Origin of the sequence: Paenibacillus sp. FSL H8-0317 (assembly GCF_045040685.1) — a bacterium.
Lineage (GTDB): Bacteria > Bacillota > Bacilli > Paenibacillales > Paenibacillaceae > Paenibacillus.
The window spans coordinates 4,141,798-4,160,749 of record NZ_CP150294.1; the positions used below are offsets into that span (position 1 = coordinate 4,141,798).

Annotated in this window: 20 protein-coding genes; 5 read left to right on the forward strand and 15 right to left on the reverse strand. The window is 45.6% G+C overall.

Features of this window, described 5'->3' with window-relative positions:
• Positions 1-161: 161 nt before the first annotated feature.
• Together MHB43_RS18360 and MHB43_RS18365 are read right to left on the reverse strand one after the other, a co-directional pair.
• Complete coding sequence (locus tag MHB43_RS18360) at positions 162-971, reverse strand: MBL fold metallo-hydrolase (RefSeq protein ID WP_036673769.1); 810 nt, start codon at positions 969-971, stop codon at positions 162-164.
• Positions 972-1,151: 180 nt separating this feature from the next.
• A complete protein-coding gene (locus MHB43_RS18365; RefSeq protein WP_047843332.1) occupies positions 1,152-1,424 on the reverse strand; it encodes a hypothetical protein in 273 nt (90 codons plus the stop codon).
• Between the two features lie 210 nt (positions 1,425-1,634).
• Between MHB43_RS18365 and MHB43_RS18370 the strand changes: the two genes are divergently transcribed.
• The 4 genes from MHB43_RS18370 (at position 1,635) to MHB43_RS18385 (ending at position 5,957) form a co-directional block, all read left to right on the forward strand.
• Positions 1,635-2,867 carry an aminopeptidase gene (locus MHB43_RS18370; RefSeq protein ID WP_221821567.1) on the forward strand — a complete coding sequence of 411 codons (1,233 nt, stop codon included), beginning with the start codon at positions 1,635-1,637 and terminating at the stop codon, positions 2,865-2,867.
• Between the two features lie 91 nt (positions 2,868-2,958).
• Entirely contained in the window at positions 2,959-4,191 is a 1,233-nt protein-coding gene (locus tag MHB43_RS18375; RefSeq protein WP_339177025.1) for an aminopeptidase, read from the forward strand.
• 247 nt (positions 4,192-4,438) lie between these two features.
• Positions 4,439-5,029, forward strand: a complete 591-nt coding sequence (locus MHB43_RS18380; RefSeq protein WP_074095416.1) for an RNA polymerase sigma factor — start codon at positions 4,439-4,441, stop codon at positions 5,027-5,029.
• A complete protein-coding gene (locus MHB43_RS18385; RefSeq protein ID WP_221821569.1) occupies positions 5,007-5,957 on the forward strand; it encodes a hypothetical protein in 951 nt (316 codons plus the stop codon). The genes MHB43_RS18380 and MHB43_RS18385 overlap by 23 nt, the downstream gene beginning before the upstream one ends.
• A gap of 5 nt (positions 5,958-5,962) precedes the next feature.
• On the opposite strand, the gene MHB43_RS18390 is transcribed toward MHB43_RS18385, so the two are convergent.
• Positions 5,963-6,475: a hypothetical protein gene (locus MHB43_RS18390; RefSeq protein ID WP_339177026.1), complete on the reverse strand. Its 513-nt coding sequence runs from the start codon at positions 6,473-6,475 to the stop codon at positions 5,963-5,965.
• A 231-nt stretch (positions 6,476-6,706) separates the two neighbouring features.
• On the opposite strand from MHB43_RS18390, the gene MHB43_RS18395 reads away from it, so the two are divergent.
• The gene (locus MHB43_RS18395) at positions 6,707-7,357 is read left to right on the forward strand and encodes a hypothetical protein (protein ID WP_339177028.1); all 651 of its coding nucleotides are present in this window, start codon (positions 6,707-6,709) and stop codon (positions 7,355-7,357) included.
• Between the two features lie 68 nt (positions 7,358-7,425).
• On the opposite strand, the gene MHB43_RS18400 is transcribed toward MHB43_RS18395, so the two are convergent.
• The 12 genes from MHB43_RS18400 to MHB43_RS18455 all read right to left on the reverse strand — a co-directional run bounded on the left by MHB43_RS18400 (position 7,426) and on the right by MHB43_RS18455 (position 18,782).
• Positions 7,426-8,742, reverse strand: coding sequence for a hemolysin family protein (locus tag MHB43_RS18400; RefSeq protein ID WP_221821572.1), 1,317 nt, complete (start codon positions 8,740-8,742; stop codon positions 7,426-7,428).
• 606 nt (positions 8,743-9,348) lie between these two features.
• Positions 9,349-9,873 carry a hypothetical protein gene (locus MHB43_RS18405; RefSeq protein ID WP_339177029.1) on the reverse strand — a complete coding sequence of 175 codons (525 nt, stop codon included), beginning with the start codon at positions 9,871-9,873 and terminating at the stop codon, positions 9,349-9,351.
• Positions 9,873-10,286: a MerR family transcriptional regulator gene (locus MHB43_RS18410; RefSeq protein WP_339177030.1), complete on the reverse strand. Its 414-nt coding sequence runs from the start codon at positions 10,284-10,286 to the stop codon at positions 9,873-9,875. The genes MHB43_RS18405 and MHB43_RS18410 overlap by 1 nt, the downstream gene beginning before the upstream one ends.
• A 228-nt stretch (positions 10,287-10,514) precedes the next feature.
• Complete coding sequence (locus MHB43_RS18415) at positions 10,515-12,098, reverse strand: sigma-70 family RNA polymerase sigma factor (RefSeq protein ID WP_339177031.1); 1,584 nt, start codon at positions 12,096-12,098, stop codon at positions 10,515-10,517.
• Positions 12,099-12,323: 225 nt separating this feature from the next.
• A complete protein-coding gene (gene gerQ, locus MHB43_RS18420) occupies positions 12,324-12,782 on the reverse strand; it encodes a spore coat protein GerQ (protein ID WP_076217085.1) in 459 nt (152 codons plus the stop codon).
• Between the two features lie 75 nt (positions 12,783-12,857).
• Complete coding sequence (locus tag MHB43_RS18425) at positions 12,858-13,280, reverse strand: cell wall hydrolase (protein WP_221821779.1); 423 nt, start codon at positions 13,278-13,280, stop codon at positions 12,858-12,860.
• Positions 13,281-13,440: 160 nt separating this feature from the next.
• Positions 13,441-15,126 carry a hypothetical protein gene (locus tag MHB43_RS18430; protein ID WP_339177032.1) on the reverse strand — a complete coding sequence of 562 codons (1,686 nt, stop codon included), beginning with the start codon at positions 15,124-15,126 and terminating at the stop codon, positions 13,441-13,443.
• A 204-nt stretch (positions 15,127-15,330) separates the two neighbouring features.
• On the reverse strand, positions 15,331-16,080 hold the full coding sequence (locus tag MHB43_RS18435) for a glucose 1-dehydrogenase (protein ID WP_076217071.1): 750 nt from the start codon (positions 16,078-16,080) through the stop codon (positions 15,331-15,333).
• 147 nt (positions 16,081-16,227) lie between these two features.
• Positions 16,228-16,620, reverse strand: coding sequence for a DUF2500 domain-containing protein (locus tag MHB43_RS18440; protein ID WP_017688132.1), 393 nt, complete (start codon positions 16,618-16,620; stop codon positions 16,228-16,230).
• Between the two features lie 209 nt (positions 16,621-16,829).
• Entirely contained in the window at positions 16,830-17,018 is a 189-nt protein-coding gene (locus MHB43_RS18445; RefSeq protein WP_339177033.1) for a hypothetical protein, read from the reverse strand.
• Positions 17,005-17,397: a hypothetical protein gene (locus MHB43_RS18450; protein ID WP_339177035.1), complete on the reverse strand. Its 393-nt coding sequence runs from the start codon at positions 17,395-17,397 to the stop codon at positions 17,005-17,007. The genes MHB43_RS18445 and MHB43_RS18450 overlap by 14 nt, the downstream gene beginning before the upstream one ends.
• Positions 17,398-17,651: 254 nt before the next feature.
• Positions 17,652-18,782, reverse strand: a complete 1,131-nt coding sequence (locus MHB43_RS18455; protein ID WP_339177037.1) for a collagen-like protein — start codon at positions 18,780-18,782, stop codon at positions 17,652-17,654.
• Positions 18,783-18,952 lie beyond the last annotated feature (170 nt).

Sequence of the window (18,952 nt, forward strand, 5' to 3'; positions counted from 1 at the left end):
CATACTAAGGTTATATTATACGGCTCGACTATATCATGCCCGAGCGCAAAATACCAATCTATGATAGAGAACAAATTCATAATAGAAAGACAAAAAAGACAGGAAAAAGACAGCTGCAATACGTTACGGCTGTCTCTGCTGTCTTTCATAGGATGGTTCAATTAATCCACATATTTGCCATGATCCGGCACAGTGCTCTCTTCAAAGTCCAGATCAAGCCGCTTCAAGGATTCACTCAGCATATCTCCGCTCAAGGCATGCCCATGCCCGGTAATTGCAAGTTTCGGCTCCAGATGCCTTATATGCTGGACAGATTGATGAGCAGCCTGCCAATCGGTTGTAAAATAGGAAGGTGGACCATGCAACTGTTTGTCCTGAAGCAATACACTCCACAGCGACTCCTGCTTCACTGTGATGATTGCGTCTCCCGCAATTAACAAACGGTCTGCTTCTCGAAAGAGCGACACATGTCCAGGCGTATGACCTGGCGTGTGCACCCACTCCCATCCTGATAGACCTGGAACGGAATGATCTTTGGGTAGACTGAATATCCGATCATCCAGATTGATCGCCTCATTGGGATATGCGAATGACAACCTGGACATTAAACCTCCACCTACAGAAGGGTCCGCTGGCGGGTAATCTTTTAATCCTGTTAAATACGGAATTTCAAGCGGATGAGCATACACTGGCACACCCCAGAATTGTTCCAGCTCAATAACGGTTCCTACATGGTCGAAGTGACCATGCGTCAATATGATCGCAGACGGCGGACCTTGAAATCGTTCTGTTGCAACCTGAACAATATGATCTGTGAACCTCGCCATTCCGGTGTCCACGAGGACCCAGTTCCTGCTTCCTGGCTCTCCGATGAACACGACATTAACGAATAGTGTACGTAGACTGAGAATATCGGGCGCGACTTCTTCAAGTCCCGTCAACCCTTCTGTAATCAGATTGTCAGATGCCATTCACGGTTACCTCCCATTAGGCGGATTGTCTCTCTGGTTCCATTCATCTCGTAGACTTCCCTTTTCTGGATCATCTATTCAACATTTCCAATAAAATAGACGGTATACACCCTGTTTCGGGCATACACCGTCTAGTATAGTCATCGACACAACACAATAGAACAAGAACATCTCGGCTAGTTAAGCCGGAAATGCCTCCAAAGCAGCATCGAGCAATTGATTGTACAGATCGTCATCATTTTCAAGCAACTCGTCCATACGCAGTAACTCTTCTTCATCACCGGATTGCTCCGTGAAATGCAAGCTATAGTCCCAATCTTTTCCGTTCTTGCTCATGAAGGTAATCTCATATACTGACTTTTCGCCTTCTGTGCGGTAAACGGTATTTCCCACGTATCCTTTTTCACCTTCACGGCGCATTTCAGCACTTATAATTTCAATATTCACAATCATTCTCTCCTTTAATCTTTCATCTACAGTCGGTCTCCAACATTTCTGGTAAACCTAGTTTGGTAATTATTATTGGTTAATTGTACAATATATAACGTAGCAACGTATACCTTATTCAATGAAGGAACCATTCTGAGTCCTTACATAGTTGTAATGAGGTCTATAATAGCCAACAAGCTACGATATTATTATCACATTGGAGGAAAAAATAGCATGAATACTTTTGAAACGAATCTGCAGCAATATGCTGAACTGGCTGTACAAGTCGGTGTCAATGTCCATCCTGGACAGACACTCGTGGTTAACGCTCCAATCTCGGCAGCACATTTTGTACGACTGATTGTCAAAGCAGCTTACGGTAAAGGTGCGAAATTGGTCAAAGTAAACTGGAGCGATGAAACCGTTACACGTCTTCATTACGATCTTGCACCTGATGAAGCCTTCTCCATTGAACCGAAATGGTTTGCAGCTGAAATGACTGAACTCGTTGAAGAAGGTGCCGCTATTCTGCACGTCATCGCTGAAAATCCGGATCTGCTGAACGGTGTAGCGCAGGAACGCATTATTACCAGCCAAAAAGTGCGCGGCAAAGCGCTCGAAAAATATCGTGCTTATCAGATGGCTGACAAATTCAGCTGGTCTATCGTGGCCGTTCCTTCTCCGGAATGGGCAGCTAAAGTGTTCCCGGATCTTCCAGAAGCACAGCAAGTGGATCGCCTGTGGGACGTCATTTTCAAAACGGTACGGATCGGTGAGCAGGATGCTGTTGCCGAATGGAAAACCCATTTGCAAAACCTGGATTCCCGCGCTGATCTGCTGAACAACAAGAAATACAAAAAACTTCACTATACAGCTCCAGGCACAGACTTGACCATTGAACTTCCAGAAGGCCATATCTGGGTATCCGGTGGAAGTGTGAATGAGCAAGGACATGTCTTTATTGCCAATATGCCTACCGAAGAAGTATTCACGGCTCCGCTGAAAACAGGTGTTAACGGTACAGTGCGCAGCACGAAACCACTGAGCTACGGTGGCAACCTGATTGACGGATTCTCCCTTACGTTTGAGAACGGTCGAATCGTAGATTACACCGCTGATCAAGGTCTCGATGCACTCAAAAACCTGATCGAGATGGATGAAGGTGCACACTATCTGGGTGAAGTTGCTCTCGTTCCACATCAGTCCCCAATTTCGGATACGAATATTTTGTTCTACAATACACTCTTTGATGAAAATGCCTCCAACCATTTGGCGATTGGTAATGCCTATGCCTTCTGTCTGGAAGGTGGTAAAACGATGTCCAAAGAAGAGCTGATTGAACGTGGCATGAACTCCAGTCTCACTCATGTAGACTTCATGATTGGATCCGGAGAAATGAACATCCACGGTGTGACCTCCGAAGGCGCGGAAGAGCCGATCTTCCTGCAAGGAAACTGGGCATTTTAATAACCGTTTGATGTGATTTAGGAGAGAGGAGATTACTCCTCTCTTTTCCTGCGTCAACAGGTCGAAAATTCAACAATTGGAGGGAACTCATATGTTAAGTTTTGAACAAAAACTGGATCGTTACGCTGAACTGGCTGTAAGAGTAGGTGCTAACGTGCAACCAGGACAAGTATTTGTCATCTCTGCGATGATTGATACCGCTGAATTCGTACGTTTGCTGGTACGTAAGGGATATGAAGCTGGCGCCAAGCAGGTGATTGTAAAATACGGAGATGAAACCGTCAATCGATTGCGGTTTGAGATGGCCCCTGAGGAATCCTTCCAAGAGCCGCCGAAATGGCATGCAGCGGAGCTTGAAGAACTGGCGGCCAATAATGCAGCCTTTCTGACCGTATTGTCATCCAGCCCAGACCTGATGAAAGGGATTGACCCGGAGCGGATCTCGACCCATCAGCGTACATTTGGTCAGGCTATGGCCAAGTACCGTCAGTATCAACAGGCGGATAAAATGAGCTGGACGGGTGTGGCTTGTCCTTCCCCCGATTGGGCAGCCAAAGTATTTCCGGATCTCCCGGCAGCCGAGCAGGTTAGCCAGCTGTGGGAAGCCATTTTTGCTGCGGTGAGAGCCGATCTGGAGGACCCTGTAGCGGCTTGGGAACAGCATATTGAACGACTGGAGACCAAAGCCGTTGCCCTGAACAACAAGAAGTATCAAGCATTGCACTTCCTCTCCCCAGGGACGGATCTTACTGTCGAGCTTCCAGAAGGTCATATCTGGGCGCAGGCTGGTAGCGTGAATGAGCAAGGCACCCCTTTTGTCGCCAATATCCCGACAGAGGAAGTATTCACTGCTCCAGCCAAGCACGGTGTTAACGGCAAGGTGTCCAGCACCAAACCACTCAGTTATGGCGGCAGTATCATTGATCGTTTTTCACTCACATTTGAGAACGGACGTATCATTGATTTTCATGCTGAAGAAGGGCAGGATACGCTGGAAAGACTCATTTCCATGGATGAAGGCTCTCATTACCTCGGCGAAGTCGCTTTGGTTCCCTTCCATTCACCGATCTCTGAGAGTGGCATCCTGTATTACACTACATTGTATGATGAAAATGCGTCTTGCCATCTTGCGATTGGCAGTTCCTATGCATTCAATATCGAAGGTGGCAAATCGATGTCTCCTGAAGAGCTTGCAGCCCGTGGCATGAACACCAGCATCACCCATGTGGACTTCATGATGGGCTCACCCGAGACGGACATCTACGGTATCACGGCAAACGGCGAACGTGAAGCTATCTTCCTTAAGGGAGACTGGGCATTCTAACTGATTACGGAGAGTTATCTCCCTTAATGTATTTTCTCTGAACAGTCGAAAAGGCTGTCTTGCAACCATTTTTTCATGGTTGGCGAGACGGCCTTTTATTAATCTTAAGCAAACTTTCCCGCATGTTATACACACTTCTCTCATCTGGTTTTTCCCGGACCAACATCCCATTGTATCGTTTCCATATTATGTTGTAAAATGTAATGATACCAATGTTTGTGGATTGTTCACCAGAAAGGAGAACATCATGGCCAATCGGCTCCAGTTATTACTAGCCTCAGATTTCCATAATTTAGGCTCTGCACTTCAAGAAGAAGTGTATTATGAATATTATAATATGGTACATGGTCTTATCGTTTATATCATCAAGGAGCGTGCTGCAGCAGAAGATATTATTCAGGAAGCTTTTATCAAAATCATTAAAAACAAACCCATCTTTGAAGACGAGGTCAAACTGAAAGCCTGGCTCAAGGTTGTCACACGGAACACAGCTATTAATTATCTGAGAAAAAATAAAAATAACCGTAACCAATTGGATACGGATAGTGTTTTTATAGATATGGAGACGATGAATCAGACGGCAGCTTCCGTGGAAAGCATGGTAGAAACGCAGATGATGGAAGAGTCCATTGAATATTATCTCGGACAGCTCAAACCGGAATACCGTGTACTGGTGGAGTTACGGTGGAAAAAAGGTCTCTCTTACCGAGAGATGGCCGAACTGCTGGATACCTCCGAAGACATTGTGAAACAACGTTTGTTCAGAGCCCGTGGCAGTATCAAGAAGAAATTACATAAGGAATGGGGTGGAAGCATTGAGCAAAGGCAAGTCCGATAAGCACGTAGAGCCATTCGATTCAGAGCTGGAAGACGAATATTTCGACGCTGCGTTTGACCTGGCTTTTGATGAAGCTTTCCATCAGGCCGTCTCTGCCCCTTCCGCCTCCCATACCGAATCCATGCAGCAATCCTGGCAGAAGGTACACAGGGAAATTAACAGAATCGGTTTACGCAAAAAAAGAATTCGTACCTTACGACTTTCAGTTGTCGTAGCAGCGTCCGTGACCATCGGAGCCGTTATTTTCAGCCTGCCGTCCGGTACGCAAGCGGTATCCCCTTTTGTGCAATCCATCAAGGATTGGGGCAATGGCATGAAATCCATTATCATCGAGGATCGCACGACCCATCTGGGGGCTGATCCGTCAACAGCCAAAACACCTCCACCACCGGAAACCAGCTTAGACGACATTCTTAAAGTACAGGAAGAAGAAGCTCTTAATACACCTTCGTATGAGTTATCGAGCCACCTGCTTCGTCCAGTACTTGTTACGGAAGAGATCGCACGCGAAGGGTTCATGGGTGACTTTCTGTTATCCAATGCCATTCCCGAGAGATTCAACAAGGTTAAATTCGAACTCGTGCTTGATACTGAAAACCCTGTGAATCCAGACGATTATTATGAGTCCACACAAATGAGAGTTCAATATACCAGTGAAGGCAAGAGCATAGAGGATGAGATTATCCAGTTTGATTATGTCTATGTCATGCCTGGGGAGAAAATTGAAGGCGCCATGCTTCGTGATATGAGCACCGTTAAGCTGGCGGATGGATCGGAAGCACTGATGTATATCGGCCCACCCTATAACTCCTTTCAGTGGATGATGGGTTCCAACAATATGAGTCTGTTTGGCACCCTTTCGGAAGAAGAAATGACTGCTATTGCCAACGATTTCCAAGAGCAGAAGTTTCCCGGCAGCACCCGTTGATAAGATCAAAATAACACGGTGCCAGAGACATGTTTGCTTGTTTCCATGGTACTTCCATCATACGCTGTATGAATACTGGTAACCCGATAATAATATCCTGGCATAACGGTCCAATCCGATGTGGCATTCAGTAAGTTTGTATTCGTTGCATTGTTGGAATTGGTTTTGAAAGTTACCCATGCTGTTCCTGTCCAGCGCTCAAGTCGATAATCTACGGAAAGTGTCTTCATTGCTGTATATGTCATGGTCTTGGTATTGACGATAGCCGATAGTCCACCCCCAGGAATGACTGCACCGACCGCTTGATAGATATGTCCAAGTTCTCGAGTGTTAACAAGCGAATGGATGGATGGTTCCGGCGGCGGTGGGGGTGTAAGGGCACCAGAGGACACGTTGACCATCGGGCTTGCAACGGCTGGTTCGGACGTAGGTATAGCCAGGATTGTTGGCACCATTAACAAGGCAACAAGGGTTATTTTTAGCATAGATGCTGCACTCTTCGTTTTCATTTTCCGCATATTGATCCATCCTCCGCTTCCATACTTGATTTTGTGTAAGGGTATAAACGGACGGATCGGGTCACAGGTTTCAAAAAAAATTAGACGCTCCGATGTTTCTGTCGGCAGCGTTTTTTGTCTATGCATGCATCTCCAGCATGGTTGAAACCTAAATTATTCCAGCCCGTATGTATTGGGTAATGGATACACGAAACCATATGAACCAACCAGATTTGCAAATGAGGTGGTAACTTGAGTAAATTTCAATCCAAATCCAGAAGGCATCGTCACAGCTCCAACCCGAATGAACTACATATCGAAGTTTCCGGCTCGTTCAAACGTTGGCTTGTTATCTTGGTGAGTGCACTTACCGCAGGGACCTTAATATATATCTTGGCTACAGCTCGGGAAAGCTGGATAAGCATGGGGATTGACCGCTATGTATTGCCCTTTATGATCTGGGGACTTGTACTGTCCCCCATCCTTGCTTTTCTTTTCCTCAAGCAGAGCGGACGAACCCTTTCCCATGTCAAATTTTTTCGTGTTTTCGGGATTGCTTTCTGCCTTCTGCCTCTGGTACTTCTGTTTTATGTGTTACCCGTAACACTTGGCATGGTGAATGATCACCTGACCCAGTATAAGCAAACTCCGGTATTATCCACCACTAAGGTGGGGGACTTCAATTCTTACGAGGTTACTTTTGTCGATACGCCTATGTACGCCATCATCACCATTAAGACACCGACAACAACCCAATCCACTCAAAAAAAGCTGAATATCCAGCATGATCTGGCTCCGGGAGAGAATGTTTACGTCACTTATAAGCGAATTTCTATCGAGAATAGCTTGGTCACGGAGAATCGTTACGCCGATATTGTCATTCATGCACCCAAAGAATCATGAGCATGCAAAAAAGCTGTACGATGACATTACGTCACCATACAGCTTCATTTGTTACAATTGCGATCCGGCTACGCGCCTTCTTCTTCAACCAACAGTTCCAGCTTAATCACATTCACTCGGGAAATCCGCTTATGCTCTGTCTCTTGAATGACAAATACATACCCCCCATACTCAACCGATTGACCGACCTCAGGTGGAATAGCGTCTACTCTGGAGTATAACCAGCCCCCGATGGTATCGTAATCGGCACGATCCATCTCCAGTCCGAATCGTTCGCTGACTTCTTCAATCAGCATCAATCCATCAATGGAGTATTCCATCTCATCCACTTGCTCAATGACAGGACGCTCATGGTCGAATTCATCCTGAATCTCGCCTACGATCTCTTCCATGATATCTTCAAGTGTGACAAGCCCGGAGGTTCCGCCGTATTCATCAATCAGAATCGCAATCTGTGTCTTGCTACGCTGCATACGCTTGAGCAAATCACTGATCAGCGTGGTATCTGGCACAGCCAGGATGGGCCGGATTACGGAGATGGTATCCGTAAGTTGGGATCGCATCAGATCCTTGATGTGAATAAAGCCGATAATATGATCCTTGTCTCCGTTATATACCGGATACCTTGTTCGCATACTTTCACTGGCAATCTCCAGATTTTCCAGCATGGACTCATTGGCGTTCAGACAGATCATTTCCGTCCGCGGAATCATAATTTCACGGGCGGTTGTATCCGTAAAATCAAATATATTATCAACAAGTGCTAATTCAGTGTTATCAATTAAACCGCTCTTATTGCTTTCTTTCATCAGAATACGTATTTCATCTTCGCTATGTGCGGAGTCCATCTCCGAAGCTGGTGCCATTCGGAACAGTCTCAACAAGCCGTTAGCCATACCGTTCAGTGCCCATATGAATGGATACATTAACTTGTAGAAGAACGTTAGCAAAGCCGCAGACCACAATGTGATCGTCTCAGACTTTCGAATCGCCATCGTTTTGGGAGCAAGTTCTCCCAGTACAATGTGCAAGATCGTAATGATCACAAATGCAATGGCAATAGAGATTCCATGAACGTAGACTGGTCCCAGTCCAAATGCGGTAAACATGGGCTCTAACAGATGTGCAATTGCCGGTTCTCCCAGCCACCCGAGTCCCAATGAAGCCAAAGTTATACCTAGTTGGCAAGCTGACAGATATGCATCCAGATTACGTATGATATTGGAAGCATAGATGGCATTTTTGTTACCTGTTTCCACCAAAGCCTCAATCCGACTTCCACGAACCTTCACCATCGCGAATTCCGCCGACACAAAGAAACCATTCATTAATACAAGTAAACCAATTAATACTAAATTTAAAATACTCGGTAAGGGGTCACTCAAATTTTCATCCTATTCGCCGTCATTCTTCGGCAAATAGGTCCACCTCCTTCGAAAATGTAGGATATTTGCCATTCTGCCGCTCATATGCAATTTCAACTTCCCAATGCTTCCACCTCCACCTTGTTCTGTCGAATAACAAAGATATGCTTCTTTTATTATATAATTCTACACTACACAGTCAATCCGTGTCCTATGACAACGAAATGGCACAAACGCCTTTTTTCTTTAACAAAAGTAACGATTACGCTGTTTCCCGTAAAAAATTTTTACTCAATACGCCGTTATGCTTCCTATTTTCTCAGTTGTATTGATAAGTGATTAACTTTCAGATCATTAGAGAGTTAATCACTTATCATTATCTGTAATACGTGTGACTGCTCGAATTACAACATCAGGATAGTTATTTTGAATGATAATTTTGGCTTCAGCTATACTTTCAGCTCTCAATTCTCGAGTGTATATGATCCCATAAGAATCTTGGAATTCTACGGAATATTCGATTGCCTCTTGGTCCATTTTTATCACCTGCCCATTGTTATTGTGCTTTACATATCACATTATCAATAAGTTTATGCATTCGTAAAATACGTTGAGCGCTCCCTTCCACTAGTAGTTTATTCGATAGTCCTTTTCAAGATAAGCATATTCACTGTCCCTTGTTTGATACGTCCTTGGTCTGATAACTAATAATTCACTATCTGAGCCAGCCTTGCTAGACGAATTAATTTCGAGTTTCATCACTCGTTCAATGACTTGATGATCGATATGCTCATCATCTACATCTTCCTCGTCTACAAAGCGAACTGTTATGTCCTGTTTTATCCCTTTCCAATTTAGATGACTACTTTGATAACATAATTCCACATTAATCAATGCCTCATCACAATCTATTCTCGACTGTGTGTAAAACTCAATAAATACGTCTTTGTCTCGTGACACTAATTTTATTTCACCTGTTTCTGTTTCAAAATTCCCATTCAAATTTAATCCTCGATAAAGACCTTTTGGGAGGTGAATACGTAATATTGCATTTTCAGTTAAATTATTGGTATGGGTGAGCTCAATCCATAAATGATTCATTCCTTCTTCTTTTTCCATCTTTTTTTTAGCCAGCCGTAAATTAAGCATCATTAAATCCCCCCCCTTAAAACCTGTGAAACAGAATCAATTACCTTCTGTTTTAATTCGGCAGAAACTCGAGGACTTAATGTAATTGAAACATCATCTGTTATTGTTAGGGTTTCGTTTTCCAAGACACGGTCAGGACTATATAAACTCATCAATTGACCGATTTTTTCCACTTCCTCTAAAGAAAGAGGATTTAATTTTTCTTGGATGGATGCTAAGTTCTCACCAGTTCTTGATAAAGTTATAATTGCTCGAAAATAATGAATGTGTTTATCGGTGTACACTCTTTTATTTCCTACCAACTCTAACGGAGGAACCATACCTATTTGTGTATAGTACCGAACCGTCCTCAGATTCATCTTAGTATCATCTTCTTGAAGAATTTCTGAGATACGCTTTGCAGTGTACTGATTCATAACCTCACTCCTTTACACTTTAGTGTATACCTGTACAGTAAACTGTAATATATACAGTTTACTGTACAGGTATACATCTAGTCAAAAAACTATTAAAAAAGGAGAATATCATTTTGAGAAACACAACTAATTCTAACCAAACCAAAGAGAGCACCCTCGCTTATGCTTCCGCATGGCTGGATACTCTCTTGTTGTAATACTGTTATTTTCTCAAATTCTATCCGTTGATTACGATGTCGACTCAATCTCCACTACCGTCTCAGAAACGGGGTTCCAGCGCCACTTGGCTTGTTTCCCGCTTGCGTTATGCAATCCGCCGATCCAGAATTCATCCTGCTTCAGCAGTGCCCAATCGACTTCTCCATTCAACACCTGAATTCCGAGTTCCGTTAGTGACAGGACTACGTCACGGAATTTTTCATCATGCTGCTTGAAATTAGGGAAAGTGGTTGCATCGCTCATCTGAAGAAGGGCATGAGGTCCTTCTGTCATCCGCCTCAGATGGGCCCAGTATTCAAGATCACCCATCCCGAGAATATGCAGCTTGTCCCCTACCTCGCGAAATAATGGATACGGATGCTCCACACCCGCTCTAATGGTCTCCAGTGTTGTCTGCTCAATGAGCCCCAGACCATTCGATACAGATGGCAGACGGGACAAATGTGCCTTAAAGGCAGCTTCCACAAAGGGTAGCGCAGAAGTGTCTGCCTGCAAGTAATCCAGATGATGCCGGAAATCAGTCGACGTATAGGCTTCCCAGAACTGTGCACCGGCTTGTAACTCGTTTTTCTCAATCACATGCCAACTGCCGGACAGACGTTCAATCTGTGTGGAGGTAAGCTGTCCCAGTCCTCTAAAGTGCTCAATCTCTGGATACGAGTCAATGCACAGCAGATTCAGTTTCGTATTCTGGAGCGCTTGTCCGTTGAAATAATGCAATAGATACGATAACATCGTCTGATCATAGAGATCGTATTCGAACCATAAGACAATTTCCTTGTATTGTTGAAACGACTGCAACTTGTGTTCAAGTTCTTCAATCTTCAAGTATTCCGCCTGTGGAATGCCCAACTGCTGCTCTAAGACGGATGCACGATTCTTCCGCTTCTTTGTATCTCCCATCTCTTTGGCTACCGGGCCGTACGTATACAACTCTCTCCATACCAGGATGTCTCCCTGAATTCCACTCTCTCTTAAACGATTGGCAGCGTGATCCCCATTCATAATGTGTAACAATCCTTTTCCCCCTTCATACAAGTCACTGAATACAGAGACCAGATCCCTTACTGGCATAGAGCGCTTGAGTTTGGATCGGGCATCGAACAGTCTTTTCTTTAATGCAGGTACCTTCACCCCGAGGAAATCCGATATTTCCTTGAGCGAGTATCCTTCCAAATAAAACAGTTCAACAGCAATCCGCATCGATGATGGCAGTATTGCAATGGAATCACGAAGCGTACGATGCATTTCATTTTGCACCACTTGTTTTTCCGGATCATACGCCTGATCCTCTTCATGGAATACATGCTCCAGCTCCTGAACTGGAATCATGGTATGCTGCTTGCGTCTTAGCCAGCGATAACACTGCCTCTCCACGATTACCTTGAACCACCCGGGAAAAGCCTCAGGAGCTTCCAGCTTGGACAGATTGCCAAAGGCTTCAGTAAATGCTTCCTGTACGACATCTTCAGCCCAAAATGTATCTCCTAAACGATTGTAGGCAACAGCAAGTGCCATCCCGCGATATTGAGACATCAGTTGTGCGTAAGCTTCGGTTTCGCCCTTCATCGCTCCTTCAATCCATGAATTCAACGCTATGGACTCCCTTCATATAAGCATGCTGCTTGTTCTATTCATGTATAAGTGCCATGTTATCGCCAAAAGGTTACGTATGACTCTAAACCTATAGTAACCTTCGTATATATGTTTATGTAAAAAGCTGTCCTGTCTGCGGATTACCTCCACATTCAGGACAGCGAAGCAAATCAGTATGTGTTAGACATGTCAGTTATCAATCAAAATGATGAGGGCCAATGATTATCTGCTTGGAGCTTGCGGGTAATTGCCTACCACTCCTGGATATTGATACAACAACGGCTCATCAAATGTAGCATAGTCGAAGTTGACCATCAACAGCATGATTCGTCTTCCTGTCTTCGGGTCACTGATGATAATATGGTCACGGCCCGCTGCTTCAATGATACCTTGGAAAATACGAGCGTTCCATTCTTTGTTGCCTTCGTAAGTCATGTAGAATGTACCGAATTTACCAAGGTTCAGACGTAAAATATTCTCAATGTATGATTGCTCAAACTGTGGAGCCGTTGTTGTAATCACTGCACCCGTTGGTGTCATTGGGCTTCCACTGGATACGAGTGGGGGTACACTTGTGGAGCTTGGTGATACCATCCCTGGCATTGGTGACATGGCAGGCATTCCGTTACCAATTTTGTAAGACGTACCTTGAACCTGAGAATTGGCTTGTTGACCCAACACAGAATTCGCTTGCTGACCCAGTGTTTGAGTCGTTGGTTGATAAGGCTGATTAATCATGGTGATTCCTCCCAAAATTTAATATACTTCCGGACAGTCATCGCCTGTCGGACTGAAGAAACAATGCGCTTTGAAACGTCCTGTATTTGGCTGGTTATACCACGTTGGTGGGCAGTCGCCCACAGGTCGGAAAAACCACAATGAATTGCTCGCTGGCCAGATGCGCTCTCCATTGATCACCCGTTGTGCGAGACGAATCTCGGACTGTCTTGCCCGCTGGTAAAAGTACCCCTTCTGTGTTGACTCGTAGCCTCCTGGATTCTGGAATACCATACGATTGATATCGCGAATATCCTTGAAATCCAGACAATCCACAAGCACCCGGTTCACACCTACATTGCCTACAAGCAACATACCCTGTTCGCCGTCACCTTCAGCCTCTGCCCTCATGAGCCTAGCCAGCAGCTTGACGTCCTCTGAGTTGGCTTTAATAACAGCCATAGTCTGTTTCCTCCTTTGTTTCAGCTGTTCATCACCGTACATCGTATTGTGCAGGAGCCCATTCGGTGACACGATTCCATCTTTTTTCCATAAAAAAAAGCCCGGAACCTCACCCAAGGTGAAGTCCCGAAGCAACTCGTTTCTTATAATACTCGCCTGTTCAAGGCTTGGCTTCAATCCAATAATCATAGGCATGGACAATGTTGCCTTGGTAAGCCTGATGTTCGGCCAACAGATCCGGAAGCTTGGCAAGCTGAAGCTCCATCTCCGTTGCCCCTTTTTCATAAAAAGAAATATGAGGACCTTCGTGGTTCTGCTTCATTTCTACCGAAATCATCAACCTTTTACCCAAACGATCGGCAATCTCCATCTCCTGACTCACAACAGCAGCAATCCCATTGGAACCTTCGGCGTTGTTACGGAAAGCCATCAGCGACACATGATCGAGTGTACGGATCATAAATTCAGCCACTGATGTATCCTTTCCTGGCAACGCGAAGCTATCCAGCCATACAGCAAGGTCTGCGCTTGTTTCGAGATCACTGTCCTTCTTTGTTTCTTCCTGGAAAAATGTAATGTTGGCAGCCCATTCGGTCAACAGGGTGTCCCGACTATTCTCCCACTCTGGCAATGTGTAAGGCTCAATATCCAGATGGATGCCTTCAAATCGTTCATCCGGCTCGGATTCAGCATTATAGTTTTTCACATAATCAATCAAGCGCTTAATGCGTGGACGATTCTCCTTCTTGCCCCAGATCGGATGTCCACCCATCGCATGGATCTCAATGCCCTGCGCTTTTGCCCGTTTCACAAAACTGCGGTAACTGGAATAGGGTTGATCCAGGTCCAAACGGACATACAACCAGTTAATATTCTGCTCTCTAGCAAACGCTAGTATGTGCTCTCCCCCGTCATGCGTCACCTGAGAGGCCTCCCAGATATACGTTCCCCGAATCTCTGGCTGATTGGATGGAATCTCCGGTGATGGCAGTTCCGACGGCTCCAGTTGTCCCCAGTATACGATGTCATGTACAGCAGAACCTGCGTAAGAACTATGCTCGCTGAATGCGGAGGCAACTTCTTCAATAACACTCTCCAGTTGTGCTGCACCTTTACCGGCAAATGTCGTGAACTCCTCGCCAGGCATGGGCTTGGTGTTCAACCCAACCGTAACGCTCACATTGCTGGTATCGGCCCAGTTCATTTCCTGTTCAATTAAACGTATAATACCATTGTTGCCTTGCGCGTTATCACGGTAAGCGAGTAAAGTAACATGCTCCACTCGTTCAATGAACCAACGTGACAATGGTTCGTTATCTGCATCCTCAGAAACTCTATTTCCTGTGATGGTATAGGAATCCAGCCAAAATGGCAGGTCAATATTCACTGCAACTGCGCCATCCTGTCTCACTTGCTCAAATAACAGATTCATATTGGCTACCCATGATTGTACCAGTGGCTTGGCATCCTCTTTCCAGGCCGGTAACACATAGGGTTTGATATCCAGATGTATGGCATCAAATTGCTCGTTAGTCTCAACAGCTTGATTGTAATCACTTACCCACGACGCTAATCTGAGCATGGGGACTTCACGGCCACTGAGTGCCCAGGATGGATCGCCTCCCAGTGCTTCAACCGTAATACCCGCACGGCTGGCTTTGGCTATAAACGTCTGGTATACCTCTTTGGACAGCGTCATGTCTATATTCACGTACAGCCTGTTTATCTTATGTTTAGCTGCATTGGCCAACAGCTCATCTCCGTTGCTAACAGACTGCGCCTGCCATACCCAGGCCGCCCGTATATCTGCGCCGTCAGCTTCAGCAGGAGACTCATTCCCTATCATTATCATCCCTCCGATCAGCAGTAACAGCCAAAATACCTTCCGGGATTGTTTCCCGAACATATACTCCCTCCATTCCTCTACTGTTGTAAAATCACATTAATTATAGCAACCGAGTTATTAAAAACAAATAAGCCCAAGTGCTTAACTTGGGCTTATTGCTCTTAAGTTGGGACAGCTTAGGGCTCGCCCGGCTCAATCCCGGTTCTAGTCCTCATATATCATTTTTCGGGTCATGCCTCCATCAATAACGAGGTTGGTCCCTGTGACAAAGGTATTGCTTGGATCAGACAAATATAAACAAGCACGGGAGATATCCGAAGGAACACCCACACGACCGGAGGGATGCTGTTCATGATCCTCCTTTTTCAATTTCTCCACGTCACCTGTCTCAATCCATCCCGGACTGATACAATTGACCCGAATTTGGTCCTTGCCCAGTGAGACCGCCAGCGCATGCGTCAGAGCTACAATCGCTCCTTTGGATGCGGCATAAGCTTCTGTATCCGGCTCAGACATCAGCGCACGGGTAGAAGCCATGTTGATAATGGCACCCCCATGTTCATTGCTTTTCATATGTTTGGCTGCTTCCCGACTCGCCAAAAAGCAACTCCTCACATTGGTATTGAGTACATCGTCCCATTCTTCCAGCGTCAGCTCATAGGGTGACTTCCACTTGGCGAGTCCTGCATTATTCACCAACACATCAATTTGTTTGAATTCTTCCACGGTTGTACGAAAAAGATTCGTAATATCCTGCTCGCTCCGAACATCACATTGGACAAAGATGGCTTCTCCGCCTTCATTACGAATGGAAGCTGCAGCTGCCGCCCCTTCTGCTTCCTGGTAGTCGGCAAGTACAACTTTGGCCCCGGCGACTGCATAAGCCTCAGCCACACTCCGTCCTATTCCCTGAGCGGCCCCGGTTACAACAACGACCTGATCTGTATATGACATATTGATTGCCTCCTCTATTGTAATGATCCTTTGATCATAACCACATTAAGCCTCTTCTTATATAAAAACACGATAGGCCCATTAAGAAACGCTTGTCCAGCAAATAATCAAAAAAAGCTCACGCCCTTCTGGCGCAAGCTGCTCAGTTTAACCACGTAGGCGTTCAGAATATACGCGATTATATCGCTCGAAGCCTACATAACGCGTTCCTTTGAACGAGAGCCGTCCTTCATCCCCCTCGGCGCACAAACCATACTCTTCACCATTGACTTTGAATTCAAGCCGATCTCCACTTTCTACTTCAAAGGTGACGTAGTATAACGTTCGTGCTGTACTGCCCGGTTCAGATTGCGACTGACTCATCTTCATCCGTCTGCTGGTGATTCGTGAAGGCACGGTCAATAGCGGCTCCGAGTTGTTGCGTCCCCACCTCCATACCTCCTTTCCCATCGACAGAAGGACTATACCTATAATCAGAACAAATACAACCGGAAAGACGGTTCCAAACAAATCAAACATCCAGGATGATTCAATGCCCATGTCTCTCCCTCCGTTCATACAACTTAGGACAGCCGGAGTCTTGACCCGTCTCCAGTAATGTATATGCACGTAAATAAGGAACTTGTTATCCGGATTAAAATCGAACGGTGTGAAGGGGAAAATCCTCCGGCAGAATACCGAAGGGTTGCTTTATCCGAAAATAAGTACTATTTCATTATCTAATACCTTGTTTAACTAGCAGCCCTGTTTTATTTAAAGGTTGTTGCAAATCGTTGATCCGTCAATATAACCTGATTAACCTGTCCTTCTTTTGTCAGCATAAACGATGCACGATAGATAGCCAGATCATCTTTTTCCGCTTGCAGCGACTTCTCATCCAGGAATGTTTCCTTCTGAATATGATAGGCATAATCGATATTACGTTCAGATTCGACCAAAACATGTTCCTTGCCATACAGGTCGAGAATCTCTATGTGTCATCCCCGCCTCTGCCTCGCGAGCCGTCTTAAAGTACCCTTTCGAGTCCTTGTTCAAGATGATACTAACGACTTTGGCATCCCTATACCCAATCGTGATTCCATTATTGTATTGATAGGATTGACCCACACCAGTAGATGTTCCCTCACCGAGGATTTTCTCCGCCTCTTCCTGGCTCATTCCATACGTAATCTTATCCTCACTGTCGGTCTTCGTCACAGCCAGATCCTGTTCTGAAAATTCGTTTGGATTGAATTTGCTATTGCCGCAAGCCGTGATCATGATTAATAATAATGCCGCAACAATCCATGTTATTTTTCTCCAGTGTCCATTCCTCATGTACTCACCTCTGATGTTTTTCCAATATTTTTATCATATTAACAACTGAGAAAATAATTAGTAGTGACGTTTTCACCATTCCTCACAAATCAACAGGGGATCCGATATGTAGTTACTCCTGTACCATTATCCGCTCCAACTGAGATAACAGCCTCGGGTAAAGCACTGCTATCTCAGTTCAAGCAAACCCATATTACCATTGTAGATGCATATTTAATAAAGCAAAGGACAATTAGCCTAGGCTGTTAACGTACTCAAGCTAATTGTGTGATCACAAGATGTGCCGATACAGGTCTTGTTCCGCCCGCAAGTGGCGTGATTGTTAATGCTGTAGCATTACCAGCCGGGTTCCGTACGGTCAGAATAGAATTAATCACGGTTGTCTGCACTAAAGCCATACCCACAATCTGAGACGTTCCCGTTGCTCGCCCAACTACAGTAGGAGCCAAATCTGCCCCATTGAGAGTTAAGATTAATTGACCGGCTTCATTGATGCTCACCTGGAACAAAATCTGATACGTACCAATGGCTGCCAGATTGAATGAACTAGGCCCTGTGCGTGCGATCGTTATTCCACTTGTCGGCCCATCCTGAGGAAAGCTTACATCAGTACCGGGAGCAACCGTTGCTGCATTATCAGGTGGCATCAGTGCGAAAAAGTCCGCAAACCCCAGTACACTTCCGGCTGCTCCTGTTGCACCTGTAACTCCTGTGGCTCCAGCGGGACCAGCTACTCCAGTCGCACCTGTCGGACCTACTGCTCCAGCAGGACCTACCGCTCCTGTTGCGCCGACTGGTCCTGCCGATCCTACTGCTCCAGCAGAGCCTGCCGCTCCCGTTGCACCGACTGGTCCTGCCGGGCCTACTGCTCCAGCAGGGCCTATTGCTCCTGTTGCACCTGTTGGTCCTGCTGGGCCTACTGCTCCAGCGGGTCCGGGGAAACCTTGAGGTCCAATCGCTCCGGCAGGACCTGGATTACCTTGCGGACCTTGTGGCCCTACGGCCCCTGCTTCTCCCGGAATCCCCTGTGCTCCCATGGGTCCAGCAGGTCCGACCGGGCCTTGAGAGCCTACCGCTCCAGCAGGACCAGGCTGTCCCTGAGGTCCTTGTGGTCCAGGTGGCCCCCCTGCTGGTCCTTGAGCTCCTGGTGGTCCTTCAACCCCTTGTTTACCTGGAATACCCTGTACGCCCTGTACGCCTTGTATACCTTGTGGTCCTGTTGGGCCAACAACAGTAGGTGTAGATATATTCACTTCTGGAGGCGGACATTTTACTTGAACGAACTTTTTAACCACTTTTAATCGGCGTTCTTTTCTTTTAATTTTACACGGGTGTAATGTTGCCTTTTTTCTCCTCATACGTTTCTTCACTTCTGAATAACTCACCGTGTGGACACCTCCCTAAAGACATAGTTTAACGTACGTATGTAGATGAAAAGGTGCGTGGACGAACAACCATTTTAGTGAAAAACTCAGCTTATTCCCAGGAAAAACAATAAAATTGAATCACACCGTCCCTACGGTTGATCTAAATCGGTCATAACCATTAATTGAGT

What these genes read in the sequence shown, in the direction of transcription:
- MHB43_RS18360 (WP_036673769.1), bottom strand. Translation starts at nt 971, where the DNA reads ATGGCATCTGACAATCTGATTACAGAAGGGTTGACGGGACTTGAAGAA.
- MHB43_RS18365 (WP_047843332.1), bottom strand. Translation starts at nt 1,424, where the DNA reads ATGATTGTGAATATTGAAATTATAAGTGCTGAAATGCGCCGTGAAGGT.
- MHB43_RS18370 (WP_221821567.1), top strand. Translation starts at nt 1,635, where the DNA reads ATGAATACTTTTGAAACGAATCTGCAGCAATATGCTGAACTGGCTGTA.
- MHB43_RS18375 (WP_339177025.1), top strand. Translation starts at nt 2,959, where the DNA reads ATGTTAAGTTTTGAACAAAAACTGGATCGTTACGCTGAACTGGCTGTA.
- MHB43_RS18380 (WP_074095416.1), top strand. Translation starts at nt 4,439, where the DNA reads ATGGCCAATCGGCTCCAGTTATTACTAGCCTCAGATTTCCATAATTTA.
- MHB43_RS18390 (WP_339177026.1), bottom strand. Translation starts at nt 6,475, where the DNA reads ATGCGGAAAATGAAAACGAAGAGTGCAGCATCTATGCTAAAAATAACC.
- MHB43_RS18405 (WP_339177029.1), bottom strand. Translation starts at nt 9,873, where the DNA reads ATGATGCTTAATTTACGGCTGGCTAAAAAAAAGATGGAAAAAGAAGAA.
- MHB43_RS18410 (WP_339177030.1), bottom strand. Translation starts at nt 10,286, where the DNA reads ATGAATCAGTACACTGCAAAGCGTATCTCAGAAATTCTTCAAGAAGAT.
- MHB43_RS18425 (WP_221821779.1), bottom strand. Translation starts at nt 13,280, where the DNA reads ATGGCTGTTATTAAAGCCAACTCAGAGGACGTCAAGCTGCTGGCTAGG.
- MHB43_RS18430 (WP_339177032.1), bottom strand. Translation starts at nt 15,126, where the DNA reads ATGATAGGGAATGAGTCTCCTGCTGAAGCTGACGGCGCAGATATACGG.
- MHB43_RS18435 (WP_076217071.1), bottom strand. Translation starts at nt 16,080, where the DNA reads ATGTCATATACAGATCAGGTCGTTGTTGTAACCGGGGCCGCTCAGGGA.
- MHB43_RS18440 (WP_017688132.1), bottom strand. Translation starts at nt 16,620, where the DNA reads ATGGGCATTGAATCATCCTGGATGTTTGATTTGTTTGGAACCGTCTTT.
- MHB43_RS18450 (WP_339177035.1), bottom strand. Translation starts at nt 17,397, where the DNA reads ATGAGGAATGGACACTGGAGAAAAATAACATGGATTGTTGCGGCATTA.